We start from the raw sequence: 14,675 nt of genomic DNA, 5'->3' as shown, positions 1-14,675 counted from the left end.
GAGGGGTGTCCTGGGCCGGAAGTGGTCTGATAAATAAGCGGCATGGCGCCCCCGTCCCCCGCCCGCGTCATCGCGGTCGACACCCATGACATCCGCTTCCCCACCTCGCGCGAGCTCGACGGCTCCGACGCGATGAACCCGGACCCCGACTACTCGGCGGCCTACGTCGTCCTGCGCACCGACGCGCCCGACGGCCACGAGGGCCACGGGTTCACCTTCACCATCGGCCGGGGCAACGAGGTGCAGGTCGCCGCGATCGGGGCGCTGCGCGAGCACGTCGTCGGCCGCTCCGTCGACGAGCTCTGCGCCGACCCCGGCACCCTGAGCCGCGACCTCGTCGGGGACAGCCAACTGCGCTGGCTGGGGCCCGAGAAGGGGGTGATGCACATGGCGATCGGCGCGGTCGTCAACGCCGCCTGGGACCTCGCCGCCAAACGCGCCGGCAAGCCCCTGTGGCGGCTGCTCGCCGACGCCGACCCCGCATGGCTGGTCCGCCAGATCGACTTCCGCTACCTCACCGACGCCCTCACCCCCGACGAGGCCCTCGCCCTGCTGCGCCGCGGCAAGGAGGGCGCGGCGCGGCGCGCCGAGGACCTGCTGTCCCGGGGCTACCCCGCCTACACCACCTCCCCCGGCTGGCTCGGCTACGACGACGAGAAGCTGACCCGCCTCGCGGCCGGGGCCGTCGCCGACGGCTTCCGGCAGATCAAGCTCAAGGTCGGCGCGGACCTCGACGACGACGTGCGCCGCTGCCGGACCGCCCGTGCGGCGGTCGGCCCGGACGTCCGGATGGCGATCGACGCCAACCAGCGCTGGGACGTCGGGGAGGCGATCCGCTGGACCCGCGCCCTCGCGGAGTTCGACCCCTACTGGATCGAGGAACCCACCAGCCCCGACGACATCCTCGGCCACGCGGCCGTCCGCGAGGCGGTCGCCCCCGTCAAGGTGGCCACCGGCGAGCACGTCCAGAACCGCGTCGTCTTCAAACAGCTCCTCCAGGCCGGCGCACTCGACGTCCTCCAGCTCGACGCGGCCCGCGTCGGCGGGGTCAACGAGAACCTCGCCGTCCTGCTGCTGGCGGCCAAGTTCGGCGTCCCGGTGTGCCCGCACGCGGGCGGGGTCGGCCTGTGCGAACTCGTCCAGCACCTGGCGATGTTCGACTACGTCGCCCTCTCCGGCACCACCGAGGACCGCGTCATCGAGTACGTCGGCCATCTGCACGACCACTTCCTCGACCCGGTGGTGATCCGCGACGGCCACTACACGGCGCCCACCGCGCCGGGCTTCTCGGCCGCGATGCGGCCCGAGTCGATCGCGCGGTACACCTACCCCGGCGGCGCCTTCTGGGCCGCCGACCCCGCGACGAACCCGCAGACGGACCCGCAGACGAACCGGAAGGAACGGACCGCGTGAGCGACTTCGAGGGACTGAGGGCCCTGGTGACGGGCGGCGCCTCCGGCATCGGCCGGGCCACCGCCGAGCTGCTGGCCGAGCGCGGCGCCCGGGTGGCCGTCCTCGACCTGGACCCGTCGGGCGTCCGCGCGCCCCTGCTCGCCCACCGCGCCGACGTCAGCGACGACGCGTCCGTCCGCGCGGCCGTGGCGGCGGCCGTGGCCGGCCTCGGCGGCCTGGACGTGCTCGTCAACAACGCGGGCATCGGCGCGCAGGGCACCGTCGAGGACAACGACGACGCCGAGTGGCACCGCGTCTGGGACGTCAACGTCGTCGGCATGGTCCGCACCACCCGCGCCGCCCTCCCGCACCTGCGCCGCTCCCCGCACGCGGCGATCGTCAACACCTGCTCCGTCGCCGCCACCGCGGGCCTGCCGCAGCGCGCGCTCTACAGCGCCACCAAGGGCGCCGTGCACTCCCTCACCCTCGCCATGGCCGCCGACCACGTCCGTGAGGGCATCCGCGTCAACTGCGTCAACCCGGGCACCGCCGACACCCCATGGATCGGCCGCCTCCTCGACGCCGCCGACGACCCCGCCGCCGAACGCGCCGCCCTCCAGGCCCGCCAGCCCACCGGCCGGCTGGTCACCGCCGCCGAGGTCGCGGGCGCCGTCGCCTACCTGGCGAGCCCCCTGTCCGGCGCCACCACCGGCACCTCCCTCGCCGTCGACGGCGGCATGCAGGGGCTGCGGCCGCGTCCGGCGGCGGACCGGTGAACCGGCTCGGCCGCAGCGGCGTCGAGGTCACCGCCCTCGGTCTCGGCGCCGCCGGCATCGCCGGCCTGTACACCGAGGTCGACGACGAACAGGCGCACGCCGCCGTGTCCGCCGCCTGGCGCCGGGGCGTCCGCTACTTCGACACCGCGCCGCACTACGGCCTCGGCCTGTCCGAACGGCGCCTCGGCGCGGCCCTGCGCGCGCACCCGCGCGCCGCGTACACGGTGTCGACCAAGGTGGGCCGCCGCCTCGAGCCGGCCGACGGCGCCGGCGACGACCTCGCCCACGGCTTCGCCGTCCCCGCCACCCACCGCCGCGTCTGGGACTTCACCGCCGACGGCGTCCGCCGCACCCTGGAGGCCAGCCTGGAACGCCTCGGCCTGGACCGCGTCGACGTCGTCTACCTCCACGATCCCGACGACCACGCCGAGGAGGCCTTCCGGGAGGGCTACCCCGCCCTGGAGCAGCTCCGCTCGGAGGGCGTGGTGGGCGCGATCGGCGCCGGCATGAACCAGACGGCGATGCTCACCCGCTTCGTCCGCGACACCGACGTCGACGTGGTGCTGTGCGCCGGCCGCTACACGCTCCTCGACCAGGGGGCGCTCACCGACCTCCTCCCGGCCGCCGGGGAACGCGGGGTCTCGGTGGTGATCGGGGGCGCCTTCAACTCCGGCCTGCTGGCGGACCCGGGGCCGACGGCGACGTACGACTACGCCCGGGCGCCCGCGGAGCTGGTCGAGCGCGCCCTGCGGCTCGCGGCCGTCGCCGCACGGCACGGCACCACCCTGCGCGCCGCCGCCCTGGCCTTCTGCGCCGCCCATCCGGCGGTCGCCAGCGTCCTGGCCGGGGCCCGCTCGGCGGCCGAGGCCGAGGACTGCGCCGAGCAGTTCGCGGCCCCCGTCCCCGCCGCCTTCTGGCGGGAACTGCGGGAGAGCGGCCTCCTGCCGCCCGAGGCGCCCGTCCCGGCCGGGGAACTGCCGTGACCGTGGACGCGCACCACCACGTGTGGGACCTCTCGGTCCGCGACCAGGACTGGCTGACCGGCCCGGAACTGCGGCCGCTGCGCCGGGACTTCACCCTGGCCGACCTCCTGCCCGAGGCCCGCGCCGCCGGCGTCGACCGCACGGTCCTGGTGCAGACGGTCACCGTCGCCGAGGAGACGCCCGAGCTCCTCGCCCTCGCAGCCTCCCACGACCTGGTCGCGGGCGTCGTCGGCTGGACCGACCTCACCCGCCCGGACGTCGCCGACGAACTGGCCCGGCTGCGCGCACTCCCCGGCGGCCGGTACCTGAAGGGCGTCCGCCACCAGGTCCAGGGCGAACCCGACCCCGACTGGCTGCTGCGCGCCGACGTCCGCCGGGGACTGTCCGCCGTCGCCGACGCCGGCCTGGTCTACGACCTCGTCGTCCTCCCGCACCAGCTGCCGGCCTGCGTGCGGGCCGCGGCCGGGCTGCCCGGCCTCACCTTCGTCCTGGACCACCTGGGCAAGCCGCCGGTCGCCTCCGGCGCGCTGGAACCCTGGGCCTCGGACGTCGAGGCGCTGGCCGGGCTGCCCAACACGGTGGGCAAGGTGTCGGGCCTGGTGACCGAGACGGACCGGACGCTGTGGGGAGGGGGCACCCGGCTCCTCGCGCCGCTGCGCCCGTACTGGGACACCGTGCTGCGCGCGTTCGGCCCCGGCCGGCTGATGTTCGGCTCGGACTGGCCGGTCTGCACCCTGGCGGCGTCGTACGCCCAGGTCCGCTCCCTCACGGCCGGCCTGGCGGGCGGACTGAGCCGGGACGAGCGCGACCAGCTCCTCGACGGCACCGCCACCCGCGTCTACGACCTCTGAACGACGGTCGTCAGCCGCGTCGGCGGCAGGTACTCGCGCACGTACGTCCGCTCCCAGCACGCGCCCGTCTCCCGCAGCTCCCGCCAGGTCGTGTACCGGTAGCGGAAGAGGCGGGCGCGCACGTAGCGCGGCGGCCGGCCGGGCGGGAAGGGGGAACGGCGCAGCAGCCTCAGGGTGGCGCGGTCCTCCTCCAGGAGCCGTTCGACCAGGGCGCCGAACCAGGCGCCGGCGTACGCGGGGGAGAGGGCGGCGAACCACATCATCCAGTCCAGCCGCAGGTGGTAGGGGGCGAACTGGCGCGGCCAGCGGCGCGGGTCGCCCGGTTTGCCCCGGAACTCGTACTCACGCCAGTCGGAGTCCTCCCGGGCCACCTCGTCGAGGGTGCCCTCGACCACCACCTCGTGGCGGACCCGGCTCACGCTGCCGAACGCGCCGTAGGTGTTGACCAGGTGCAGCGGGTCGAAGGAGCGGTTCATGACCTGGCCGCGGGAGAGCATGTTGAGCACCGGCCGGTGGCTGAGGAACAGCAGGAACGCGGCCACCGCGAGGACCACCACCACGTACCACAGCGGCGCGTCCGGCACGGACGGCGGGCCGGCGGGCAGGGCGAGCGCGGGCACCGCCAGCACGATGGTGATCCAGTTCAGCCAGGCGAAGTTGCCCGACAGCACCAGCCACAGCTGGGTCAGGATCATCAGGGAGGCGGCGGCCGTCGCGACGGGCTGCGGGGCGAACAGCAGGAACGGCACCACCAGCTGGGTGACGTGGTTGGCGGCCACCTCCACCCGGTGCAGCGGCTTCGGCAGGTGATGGAAGAACCAGCTCAGCGGGCCCGGCATCGGCTGCGTCTCGTGGTGGTGGTCCAGGCAGGTCAGGTTCCGCCAGCAGGGGTCTCCGCGCATCTTGATCAGACCCGCGCCGAACTCGACCCGGAACAGGATCCAGCGCAGCAGGAACAGCACGACGACCGGCGGGGCCACCTCGTCGTTGCCGAGGAACACCGCGAGGAAGCCGGTCTCCAGCAGCAGGGACTCCCAGCCGAAGCCGTACCAGGTCTGGCCCACGTTGACGATCGACAGGTACAGCGCCCACGGCACCAGCCACAGCAGCATCGCCCCCCACAGCGGCAGCAGGCCGTCCAGCCCCGCCAGCAGCGCCGCCGACACCGCGCAGCCCGTCCAGGCGCAGCCCGCGAAGAAGCGGTCGGAGTAGTGCCAGTGGAACAGGCTCGGCGCCCGCCGGAACGGCACCCGCGCGGTGAAACGCGGCACCGGCAGCATCCCCCGCTCACCCATCAGCGCGCGGAACTGCAGGGCCGCCGCCAGGAACGAGACCAGGTACACACCGGCCAGCGCCCGCTGGAAGACCAGCCGGCTCGTCCAGTACTCGGGTGCGGTGAACCAGTCCACGGCGTGCGCTCCTCAGTCCATTCTGGCGCGGTCACGGTGCGTGTTCCTCGTTGCGGCCCGGACAACCCGGCCGGCCGGAGCAGTCCGTGCGGGGAGGACCACCGGTCGAAGAATCGGACGAATGCTGGCAAGGTGGCTCCATGGCTGATCGGGGCGCGAGCGCGCTGTCCCTCCCGGCCGACTGGCCCGCCCATCCGGATCCGATCCTGGCGCTCAACGGCATGGGCAGTTTCGACTGGGACCTCGACGCCGGGCTGTTCCACATGGACGCCCGCGCCCACGAGATCTTCGACCTGCGCCCCGAGGAGTACGACGGCCGCCCCGAGAGCCTGTCCCCGCGCGTCCCGAAGGCGGAGGCCGTCCGGCTGGACGCCCTGGTCGCCCGGGCCATCAAGGACGGCAGCGAGAACTACGGCGCCTACTTCCGCGTCCGCCGCCGCGACGGCGCCCTGTGCTGGACCCACACCCAGGGCTACATCCGGCGCGACGGGACCGGACGTCCCCGCCGGATCATCGGCATCGTCCGCGACGCCACCGACGAGCTCAGGGACCTCGCCGCCCGCCGCGAGGCGTCCGCCGTCGACGACGCGCGCCGCCGGCAGACCAACGTCGTCCAGCTCACCACCGCGGCCCTGGCGCACGCCCGGACCGTGCAGGACGTCATCGACGTCCTCAAGGACACCCACGGCCTCACCCACCTGGGCGCGACCAGCCTGGTCATGGGCCTGGTCGAGGCCGGCCGCATCCGGCTGATCGCCGAGGGGCCCGCGGGCAGCTTCGTACCGGGCACCCTGGTCACCCGGATCGACGAGCCGTACCCGATGAGCGAGGTCGTGCGCACCCTCACCCCCCGCTTCATCGAGTCCCCGGACGAGTTCGCCGCCGGCTACCCCGTGCTGTGGCCGCACCTCACCGATCTGAAGATCACCTCGGCGGCCTATCTGCCGCTCATCGTCCAGGCCCGCCCGATCGGCGCCATGGGCCTGCTCTACAGCGACCGGCGCGGCTTCACCCCCGAGGAACGCAACATCCTCGTCGCCCTCGGCAGCAGCATCGCCCAGTGCCTGCAGCGGGCCATGTTCTACGAGCAGGAGAAGGACATCGCCCAGGGCCTCCAGCAGGCCATGCTGCCGCGCGCCATCCCCGGCGTCGCCGGCGCCGACGTCGCCGTCCGCTACCGCGCCGCCGCCACCGGCGGCTCCCTCGGCCGGGACATCGGCGGCGACTGGTACGACCTGATACCGCTGCCCGGGGGCGACCCCTCCGGGGGAGGGCGTGTCGGCGCCGTCATCGGCGACGTCCAGGGCCACGACACGCACGCCGCCGCCGTCATGGGCCAGCTGCGCATCGTCCTGAAGGCCTACGCCGCCGAGGGCCACACCCCGGCCACCGTGATGGCCCGCGCCTCCGTCTTCCTGCACGAACTCGACACCGACCGCTTCGCCACCTGTCTCTACGCCGAGGCCGACCTGTCCACCGGCGTGGTCCAGGTGGTCCGGGCCGGCCACATCGACCCGCTGCTGCGCGGCCCCGACGGCACCTGCCGGCGCGTCACCGTCCCCGGCGGGCTGCCGCTCGGCCTGTCCGCCGAGTTCGGCACCCTCGAGTACCCGGTCACCACCCTCGAGCTCGATCCCGGCCACACCCTGCTGCTGTGCACCGACGGACTGGTCGAGCAGCCCGGCACCGACCTCGACGACGGCATGCGGGCCCTCGCCGACCTCGTCGCCGCCGGCCCCGACGACGTCCGCGCACTCGCCGACCGGCTGATCGACGTGGCCGAGGAGCGCGGCGGCGACGACGACGTCGCCCTGCTCCTGCTGCGCCGCCGCGGCCTCGGCACCCCGCGGACCGTGGGCCGGCTCCAGCAGCACGTCGCCCCCGGCGACCCCGAGGCCCTCACCGGCGCCCGGCACATGATCCGCGCCACCGTCCGCTCCTGGGGCGCCCGCGACCGCGCCGACGAGATCGAACTGGTCGCCGACGAACTCGTCACCAACGCCCTCCTGCACACCGAGGGGGCCGCGATCGTCACCGTGCGGGCCCTGGAGGGCTCGCAGCGCCGTCTGCGCGTCGAGGTCGAGGACTCCTCCAGCGCCCTGCCGCGCCGCCGCGAGGCGGGGGAGTCGGGCGTGTCGGGGCGGGGCCTGCTCCTGGTCGACCTGCTCACCGACGTGTGGGGCGTGGAGGCGCGCGGCGGCGGCAAGTGCGTGTGGTGCGAGTTCGAGGTGCCCGGCCGGACCTGACCACCGCGTCCCCCGACGGCACGTCGGACGCGGGCCGGAACCGCCCGGGCCCGGAGCGCTCGGGGACTTCCCGGCCGGGCGCCCGGCGGGCCGCGGGACCGTGCGCGTCCCGCCCGCCGCCGTCGGCGTCCCGAAGACCCGCGCCCGGCCCCCGACGGTCCCCGGGGGCCGGGGGGCCACCGCGGCGCGCCGGTGCGGCGGGTTCCCCGGCCCGGGGGTCACCGGGGCCACCCCCTCGTCAGCACCCGGCCCGGGCGGGCCGGCCGCACCGGAGGACCGCCTCCCCGACGGGGTGATCCGGGCCGGTCACCACACCTCGCGCGCCACCAGGTAGGCGACCACCGTCAGCACGCCGAGGACCAGGGCCGGGACCGCCAGGCCCTTCGTCACCGTCGTCATGGTCTCCGTGGCGCTCGCCGCGGCCGGCGGGCAGCGGTGCCGCCGGGCCGTCAGTTCGTGCCGCGCCACCGCGCCGAGCGTCAGCGCCACCCCCGCGGTGACCAGGGACACGATCAGCGGCGGGAAGAGTCCCGCCTCCTGGACGTAGTACGGGAGCCGGCCTCCCGTTCCCGCGGCGCGCCGGCCGGCGACGGCGTCCACGGCCCGCTGGACGGCGATCACGACGGTGACGAGCGCGGTGACGGCGAGGGCGAGGGCGGCGCCCGCGAGGACGGGGGCGCGCCGCGACCGGGACGGACCCGGTCCGCCCGGTGCCGGCCCGGTCGGTGTCCCTTCGGCCGGGATGCCCTCGGTCGGTGTCCCCACGACCGGCGTCCCCTCGAGCGGCGTCCCCTCGAGCGGTGTTCCCCCGGCGGGTGTTCCTCCGGCCGGTGTCCGCCGGGATCCGGCCCGCCCGGCCGGTTCCGGCCGGGACCGAGCCGGCTCGGCCGGCGCCGGCCGGGCGGCTGCCGGCTCGGTGGGTGTCCGCCGGGGCGCGGTCCCGGTGCCGGGCGGTTCCTGGGTGATGCCGGGCGGCTCCCGGGGAGGGGCGCTCGGGGGTCCCGGGTGGACGACCACGGTGTCCGGTCCGGCGCTCGGTGGAGGCCGGGACGGCGGTTCCGGGGCGGCGGGAGGCCCCGAGACCTCACGGGGCCTCTCCTGGTTCCGGGGAGCCTGCGAGGTCCCGGGCGTCCCGGGGGCCCTGTCGGGCGGCGGCTGCTCCGTCTCCTGGTCCGGCTCGCGTGCCGGAGCCACCACCGCCTCCACGTGGACCACCGCGTCGTCGGCGACCCCCTTCAGCAGGATGTCGCCGGACAGATGACCCTCGGCGGGCGTCTCCACGCGCACGTGCACCCCGTCCTCGCAGGGTTCGACGCGCAGCCAGGACCGGGTGGACTGGGCCACGCAGTGCCGTGCCAGGGGAGGGCCGCCCAGGGTCACCGACTGCTGCTGGGGCGTCGCCCCCTGCGGCACCAGGCCGAAGTCCAGGTGGTCGGGGGAGGGCACCGGCCGGATCTCGCGCAGGGCACGGCACGCCTGGTCGGCGATCTGCCGGATGTCGTTGCGCGCGATCTCCTCCAGTCCCTGCCGCGCCCCTTCGGCGATGCCCAGGTCCCCGTCGTGCAGCCGCGCGCGCAGCTCGACGACGGCCCCCTGCCGGGTGAAGGCGTTCTCGCTGCGCATGGCGGCCAGCAGGGAGGGCGGCGAGGGGACCACGGGGATGTTGATCCGGCCCCGCCGGCTGTGCGCCAGGTACAGGTCGCCCTGCATCTCCACGGTCCGGCTCGGCGTCTGGTTCGGGTTCTGCTCCCGTACGTGGTCGAAGACGTAGTCGTACAGGTCGTCGAGCGAGACCTCGCCGTCCGCGTCGAGATCGGCCTCGCCGGTCTGCAGGCCCTGCACCACCGCGTGCGTGAACACCGAGGGCTGCGGGGCGGAGCGGTCGGCGAGTTCGGGGCCCTCGAAGGCGTACTCCATGGAGTTGGACGCCGTGATGACGGCCCAGCCGCGTCCGCCGGGCGGCTTGTCGCCCGTGAAGGACTCCAGGGCGTTCACGTCCCCGGTGGCGCGCACGGAGGACGAACCCCGGGAGAAGGCGCCGCCGTAGCAGCAGTCGAGGAACAGGACGGTGCTGCCCGCCCGCGTGCGGCGCATGCACCGGTGCACGAACTGGGCGGGGATCGCGGTGGCGTCCAGCAGCCGCGGGTCGGTGTCGGTGGCGGCGAAGTACAGCTCCCCGGACTCGCTCTTGAGCCCGTGACACGAGAAGTGGAGGACGAGGGTGTCGGCGCGCCGGCGGTCGTGGAAGAAGCCCTGGATGCGGCGGCTGATGACGCTGACCGGTTCGTTGCGCACGACCTCGACCTCGAAGTCGCCGATCTTGGGATCGTGCAGCACCTCGGCGAGGGCCGAGGCGTCCTGCACCGGTGCCCTGAGCTTCTTGAGCCCCCGGTCCTCGTAGCGGTCGTTGGCGATGATCAGCGCATGCCGGGAGTCCGTCATGGTTCAGGTCCCCGCCGGCGCGTGGCGGCTCACGAAGAGGTCGAACGCCTCCGTGACCTGTTCGTCGCTCGCCTCGGAGATCTCCAGGACGTCGTCGTCCAGCGTCAGGCGCAGCGACGGGCGCTCGTCGCGGCACCGGCCCAGCCAGCCCCGCAGCACGGTCACCACCTGGTTCAGCGCGGTGGCCGAACCGCCCAGGGCCACCAGCAGGGAACCGATCTGGGTGACGTCCACGGCCCGCGTTCCGGGCGGCGCCTGGCCGCCGGGGACGGCCCGGACGTCGTCGACGTCGAGATCGAGCAGTTCCTCGCGGAGATAACCGGTCAGCTGCGCCACGCGTTCGGCTTCCGCCCCCTCCTCGGAGAGGAGGATCAGCAATTGGTTCTCCACCGGCTCAGCCCCTTCGTGCGTGCTCCCAGGGGCGGCGCGGAGCGGGCCCGTCACCAGGCTCCACGTCGGTGATATCAGTCTCCGTCCGCGGCCGGGCGAGGGCAAGTCAGGGCCGTGTCACGGCACATCGGCCCGCCGGGACGCCCGGTCAGCGCGGCTCCAGCGTCACCAGCACCTCCCCGGACCCGGTGCGCACCTCGTACCGTGCGATCTCGTCCGGGTGCAGGGCCGCGCCGCCCGTCATCGTGTTGGGGCGCGCGTCGTGGTGGGCGACGTTCCAGTTGGTGACCGTCAGTTCCGAGCCGTCGCGGCCGACGGCGATCAGACGGCAGGCGCGGGGGCCCGCCGCGTCCTTGACCTCCAGCTCGACCTGGCTGCCCCAGATCTCGTCCTCCGTCGTCACCTGCGCCCAGACGCCCGACCTCTCGTCCGTCGCGGTGACGCGCACGGCCTGTTCGCCGGTGTCGGCGTCCGCCGTCATCACGAGTGCCGGCCCGGCCAGGGCGATCACCACGGAGGCGGCCACGGCGTACAGCAACCGGCGCCTGACGGCCCGCCGCCGCGTCGCGACCTCGGCCAGCAGCCGGTCCAGCAGCCGCGGTCCGGGGCCGGCGAACGGGTGCACCGTACGCGGCGTCGCCCGCCGGTAGAGCGTCAACTGCCGGGTGGTGGGACCGAACTCGGTGACCTGCGCCGTGCACCGAGGACACTCCATGAGGTGGTCCTCGAAACGGAAGGCCTCCGCCTCGTCCAGCACGCCGAGCGCGTACGCGCCGGCGTCGCGATGCCTTTCCAGGGACCTCATGCCGAAACCTCGTGCCGTTGAGTGCCAGTGGGGTTACTCGTTGCTCCCACCGGTACGCACCCGGCAGACGATTCACTCAAGGCCCATACCAAATCGTGACCCAGATGTTCGGAGCGGCCGCGGCCGCGGATTGGTGCGGATCTAAAAAAGATGGATCGCGAGGTGTCCGAGCGGCAGACCGAGCTGCCAGGCGGGCGTCCAGACCTCGGGTCCCTCGTCCTCGCCGGCGCCCGGCGCGCCGCCCGGCACCGCGTCGAGGTCGGGGGCGAGCAGCTCGGTCTCCTCCAGCCAGCGCCAGGCCGCCGCCGCCAGCTCCAGGTCGGGCGCGGGCCTTGCCGACCGGGCCGCCTCGGCGGTGAGTTGGGCCATGCGCTCGCCCACCCAGTCCTGCCACGGCTGGTCGTACGCGGTCAGGGAGAGCCAGGTCTCCAGCTGGGTGACGACCCGGATGCCGGAGAGTTCGCCGTCGGTGTCGGACAGGAAGATGGTCAGCGCCAGGGCGTCACGCCCGGCGCGGAACTCGAAGGACGTCGGCGGCATCAGATCGCCGGTCCGCAGCAGTTCGTCGGCGATGTACTCGGCGTACAACCAGGCCATGGGGACGGTGAGTTCGCCGTCGGCGCCGTCCGTGCCCTGATGACCTCTGTGCAGCATCCCTTCCTGCCTTCCTCCGGTGCGTGCGCGTCAGCCGACGCCGGGATCCCCCATCCGGAACACGGATAAGGACACCCGATTACTCAACCGGGGTGGTCGGCAAGGCGCTTTACGGAGGCTTGACCCGACCGTGGGTTTCAGCCCAGGTCGGGCGCGTAACCGGGAAGCACCCGGCGCAGGGCGCGCAGCGCGTAGTACGCGCGGGACTTCACCGTACCGGGCGGAATCCCCAGCGTTTCGGCGGCCTCCGCCACACTGGCCCCTTGGAAGTACACCAGCACCAGGACGTCACGGTGTTCCGGTGTGAGGGTCTTCACGGCCTCGCGCACATCGAGGGCCGCGGCCGCCCGTTCGGCGTGGTCGGCGCAGACCGGCGCGTTCTCCAGCACCGCGTCCCCGACCTCGGCGGGCCGGGCCTGGCGGGCCCGTCGCGCGTCGATCGCCAGCCGCCGGGCGACGGTGAGCAGCCAGGGCCGCACGGAGTCGAAGGCGTCGGCGCGCAGTGCCTCGGGATGCTGCCAGGCGCGCACCAGGGTCTCCTGGACGAGGTCCTCGGCCCGCTGGCGGTCGCCGTCACACAGCCTCAGCAGCAGCGCGTACAGGGGCCGGCCGTGCTCGCGCTGCAGCGCGGCGAGCTCGTGCTCGGCGGTCGTCGTCCTGGTGGTGAGGGTGGTTCCGGCCGTCATGGGCGTATGGCACCGCAGGGCGGCCGGGAGGGACAGGCCGCGCACACGGATCTGCGACGGACGGTCGATCGCGTCGACGAACGGTTCGACGAACGGTCGCGACCGCTTCGGCGGACGGCCGGGCTACGCCGATCGCGCGCATCGGGCGGGGCGTCGGGAGTGCCACGGACCGCCCGCTTCCGCTCATGGCTTAGTAGTGATACGTGCGCGTAAATATGACAATCCGTACGAAGCGTGGTAAGCCGGTGATCGCCCGCAGACACCAGGTGGCCCTGGCGCTGACGGCCCTCCTCGCGGTGACCGCGGCCTGGCGGGCCGACGCCCGCGACCCGGACACCCGGACCGCGGCGCCGGGCCCGCCCGCCACCCGCACGTTCACCCTCGCGGCCACCGGGGACGTCCTCCCGCACGCCTCCGTCATCGACCGGGCCCACTTCGACGCCGGCGGCCTCGGCTACGACTTCCGCCCCATGCTCGCGGGCGCCGAGCCGGTCGTCGCCGACGCCGACGTGGCCCTGTGCCACATGGACACCGTCTACGGGGCGAGCGGCGACTACACCGGCTCCCCCCTCTTCCGGTCCCCGCCCCAGATCGCCGACGCCCTCGCCGCCACCGGCTACGACAGCTGCTCCACGGCGTCCGACCACAGTCTCGAGGACGGCGCGCCCGGCGTCCGCCGCACCCTGGACGCCCTCGACCGGGCCGGCGTGCGCCACGCGGGCACCGCCCGCACCGGGGCCGAGGCCCGTGCCGTCACCCTCCTGCGCGCGGGCCCCGCGAAGGTCGCCCACCTCGCCTACACCTACGACACGGACGGCCGCCCGATGCCCGCCGGGCAGCCCTGGGCCGTCAACCGCATCGACGAGAACCGGGTCGTCGCCGACGCCAGGGCCGCCCGGGCGGCGGGCGCCGACGTGGTCGTCGTCTCCCTGCACTGGGGCACCGAGTGGCAGGACGCGCCGGACACCTTCCAGATCACCCTCGCCCGCAGGCTCACCGCGTCCCGCACCGGCGGCCGCCCCGACATCGACCTCATCCTCGGCACCCACGCCCACGTCCCCCAGGCGTACGAGAAGGTCAACGGCACCTGGGTGGTGTACGGCCTGGGGCACCAGATCGCCGGTGACATGTTCAACGCACAGGGCCTGCTCGACCCGCGCGGCAGCCAGTCCAGCGCCGCCCGCTTCACCTTCGCCGCGCCGGCCCGCCCCGGCGGCCGCTGGCAGGTGACCGGCGCCGCGTTCGTCCCGCAGCTGTTCGACGTCGACGCCGGCCGGATCGTCGACCTCGACAAGGCCCTCGCCCGGGGCGCGGACGTCGGCGGCGTACGCGACCGGATCCGCAACGTCGTGCTCAGCCGGGGCGCGGCCCGGGCCGGCCTCGGCACGGGAGGGTGACCGGCACGGGGAGGCGACCGGCACGGGGGCGGGGAGGGCGCGCGGCGCGGGAGGGGCGGGGAGGGCGCGGGACACGGGGACGTGCCGGGAGGCGCGCACCTCGCGGTGGCGGGGCGTCGGCGGGCCGCGCGGCCGGCGGCGGCGCTACGGCACCACCGTCACCGGCCACCGCCCCGCCTTCACCAGCCGTACCGCCACGGACCCCACGATCCGGTGACCCGCCTGCTCCGAGGCGCCCACCACCACCGCGTCGGCCTTCAGCTCGTCCGCCGCCCGCACCAGACCGCCGTACGGATCGCCGCGGAACGTGTGGAACTCCCAGCGCAGATCGAATATCCCCCGGACCCGCTCGGTGGCGTCCCGGATCTGCTGCACGAGGTCCTCGGCGATCTCCTCGGTCGTCCCGGCGACCGGCGCCCCGAGCGCCGCGCCCGCCGCCCCCACCGGCTGCACGTACACCACGGCGAGCAGCGCCCGCTGCCGCCGGGCCAGCCCCGCGGCGTAGGCGGCGGCCCGCAGGGAGGAGTCGGAGCCGTCCACGCCGGCCACGATGACCTTCGGGCCGTCCGTGCCCCGTTCGAACGCGGAGGAGTGCTGTTCCGTCACGGCCCCGAGGCTATCGGAACCCGCCGGTCCGGCCTCCG

At 74.7% G+C, this 14,675-nt stretch carries 13 protein-coding genes; 6 read left to right on the top strand and 7 right to left on the bottom strand.

Annotated elements, in window-relative coordinates; translation table 11 throughout:
- The first annotated feature begins 42 nt into the window (after positions 1–42).
- From ACH4F6_RS03340 to ACH4F6_RS03325, 4 genes are read left to right on the top strand one after another with little or no spacing between them, the layout of a single operon-like run.
- Positions 43–1,413, top strand: coding sequence for an L-fuconate dehydratase (locus ACH4F6_RS03340; protein WP_397958135.1), 1,371 nt, complete (start codon positions 43–45; stop codon positions 1,411–1,413).
- The gene (locus ACH4F6_RS03335; RefSeq protein WP_397958134.1) at positions 1,410–2,168 is read left to right on the top strand and encodes an SDR family NAD(P)-dependent oxidoreductase; all 759 of its coding nucleotides are present in this window, start codon (positions 1,410–1,412) and stop codon (positions 2,166–2,168) included. Before ACH4F6_RS03340 ends, ACH4F6_RS03335 begins: the two co-directional genes overlap by 4 nt.
- A complete protein-coding gene (locus ACH4F6_RS03330) occupies positions 2,165–3,151 on the top strand; it encodes an aldo/keto reductase (RefSeq protein ID WP_397958133.1) in 987 nt (328 codons plus the stop codon). Before ACH4F6_RS03335 ends, ACH4F6_RS03330 begins: the two co-directional genes overlap by 4 nt.
- Complete coding sequence (locus ACH4F6_RS03325) at positions 3,148–4,002, top strand: amidohydrolase family protein (protein WP_397958132.1); 855 nt, start codon at positions 3,148–3,150, stop codon at positions 4,000–4,002. The genes ACH4F6_RS03330 and ACH4F6_RS03325 overlap by 4 nt, the downstream gene beginning before the upstream one ends.
- On the opposite strand, the gene ACH4F6_RS03320 is transcribed toward ACH4F6_RS03325, so the two are convergent.
- Positions 3,990–5,411: a lipase maturation factor family protein gene (locus ACH4F6_RS03320; RefSeq protein ID WP_397958131.1), complete on the bottom strand. Its 1,422-nt coding sequence runs from the start codon at positions 5,409–5,411 to the stop codon at positions 3,990–3,992. The two genes, ACH4F6_RS03325 and ACH4F6_RS03320, sit on opposite strands and share 13 nt — an antisense overlap.
- Positions 5,412–5,551: 140 nt before the next feature.
- Here ACH4F6_RS03320 and ACH4F6_RS03315 point away from each other — a divergent pair, with 140 nt between their 5' ends.
- Positions 5,552–7,657, top strand: a complete 2,106-nt coding sequence (locus tag ACH4F6_RS03315) for a SpoIIE family protein phosphatase (RefSeq protein WP_397958130.1) — start codon at positions 5,552–5,554, stop codon at positions 7,655–7,657.
- Positions 7,658–7,963: 306 nt separating this feature from the next.
- Here ACH4F6_RS03315 and ACH4F6_RS03310 read toward each other — a convergent pair whose 3' ends face one another.
- From ACH4F6_RS03310 to ACH4F6_RS03290, 5 genes are all read right to left on the bottom strand, one after another.
- Complete coding sequence (locus tag ACH4F6_RS03310; protein ID WP_397958129.1) at positions 7,964–10,099, bottom strand: caspase domain-containing protein; 2,136 nt, start codon at positions 10,097–10,099, stop codon at positions 7,964–7,966.
- Positions 10,100–10,102: 3 nt separating this feature from the next.
- Positions 10,103–10,489: a hypothetical protein gene (locus ACH4F6_RS03305; RefSeq protein ID WP_397958128.1), complete on the bottom strand. Its 387-nt coding sequence runs from the start codon at positions 10,487–10,489 to the stop codon at positions 10,103–10,105.
- A 148-nt stretch (positions 10,490–10,637) separates the two neighbouring features.
- Positions 10,638–11,294, bottom strand: a complete 657-nt coding sequence (locus ACH4F6_RS03300; RefSeq protein ID WP_397958127.1) for a zf-HC2 domain-containing protein — start codon at positions 11,292–11,294, stop codon at positions 10,638–10,640.
- Positions 11,295–11,435: 141 nt separating this feature from the next.
- Positions 11,436–11,948 (bottom strand): hypothetical protein, encoded by a 513-nt coding sequence (locus ACH4F6_RS03295; RefSeq protein ID WP_397958126.1) that lies wholly within the window; start codon positions 11,946–11,948, stop codon positions 11,436–11,438.
- Positions 11,949–12,085: 137 nt separating this feature from the next.
- Positions 12,086–12,634: a sigma-70 family RNA polymerase sigma factor gene (locus tag ACH4F6_RS03290; protein ID WP_397958125.1), complete on the bottom strand. Its 549-nt coding sequence runs from the start codon at positions 12,632–12,634 to the stop codon at positions 12,086–12,088.
- Positions 12,635–12,879: 245 nt separating this feature from the next.
- Between ACH4F6_RS03290 and ACH4F6_RS03285 the strand changes: the two genes are divergently transcribed.
- Positions 12,880–14,031: a CapA family protein gene (locus tag ACH4F6_RS03285; RefSeq protein WP_397958124.1), complete on the top strand. Its 1,152-nt coding sequence runs from the start codon at positions 12,880–12,882 to the stop codon at positions 14,029–14,031.
- Positions 14,032–14,175: 144 nt separating this feature from the next.
- Here ACH4F6_RS03285 and ACH4F6_RS03280 read toward each other — a convergent pair whose 3' ends face one another.
- The gene (locus tag ACH4F6_RS03280) at positions 14,176–14,637 is read right to left on the bottom strand and encodes a universal stress protein (RefSeq protein ID WP_397958123.1); all 462 of its coding nucleotides are present in this window, start codon (positions 14,635–14,637) and stop codon (positions 14,176–14,178) included.
- Positions 14,638–14,675 lie beyond the last annotated feature (38 nt).

The organism is Streptomyces sp. NPDC017936 (genome assembly GCF_044328485.1).
Classification (GTDB): Bacteria; Actinomycetota; Actinomycetes; order Streptomycetales; family Streptomycetaceae; genus Streptomyces.
The sequence above is the reverse complement of the archived record's forward strand: the minus strand, read 5'-3'. Positions and strand labels throughout refer to the sequence as shown.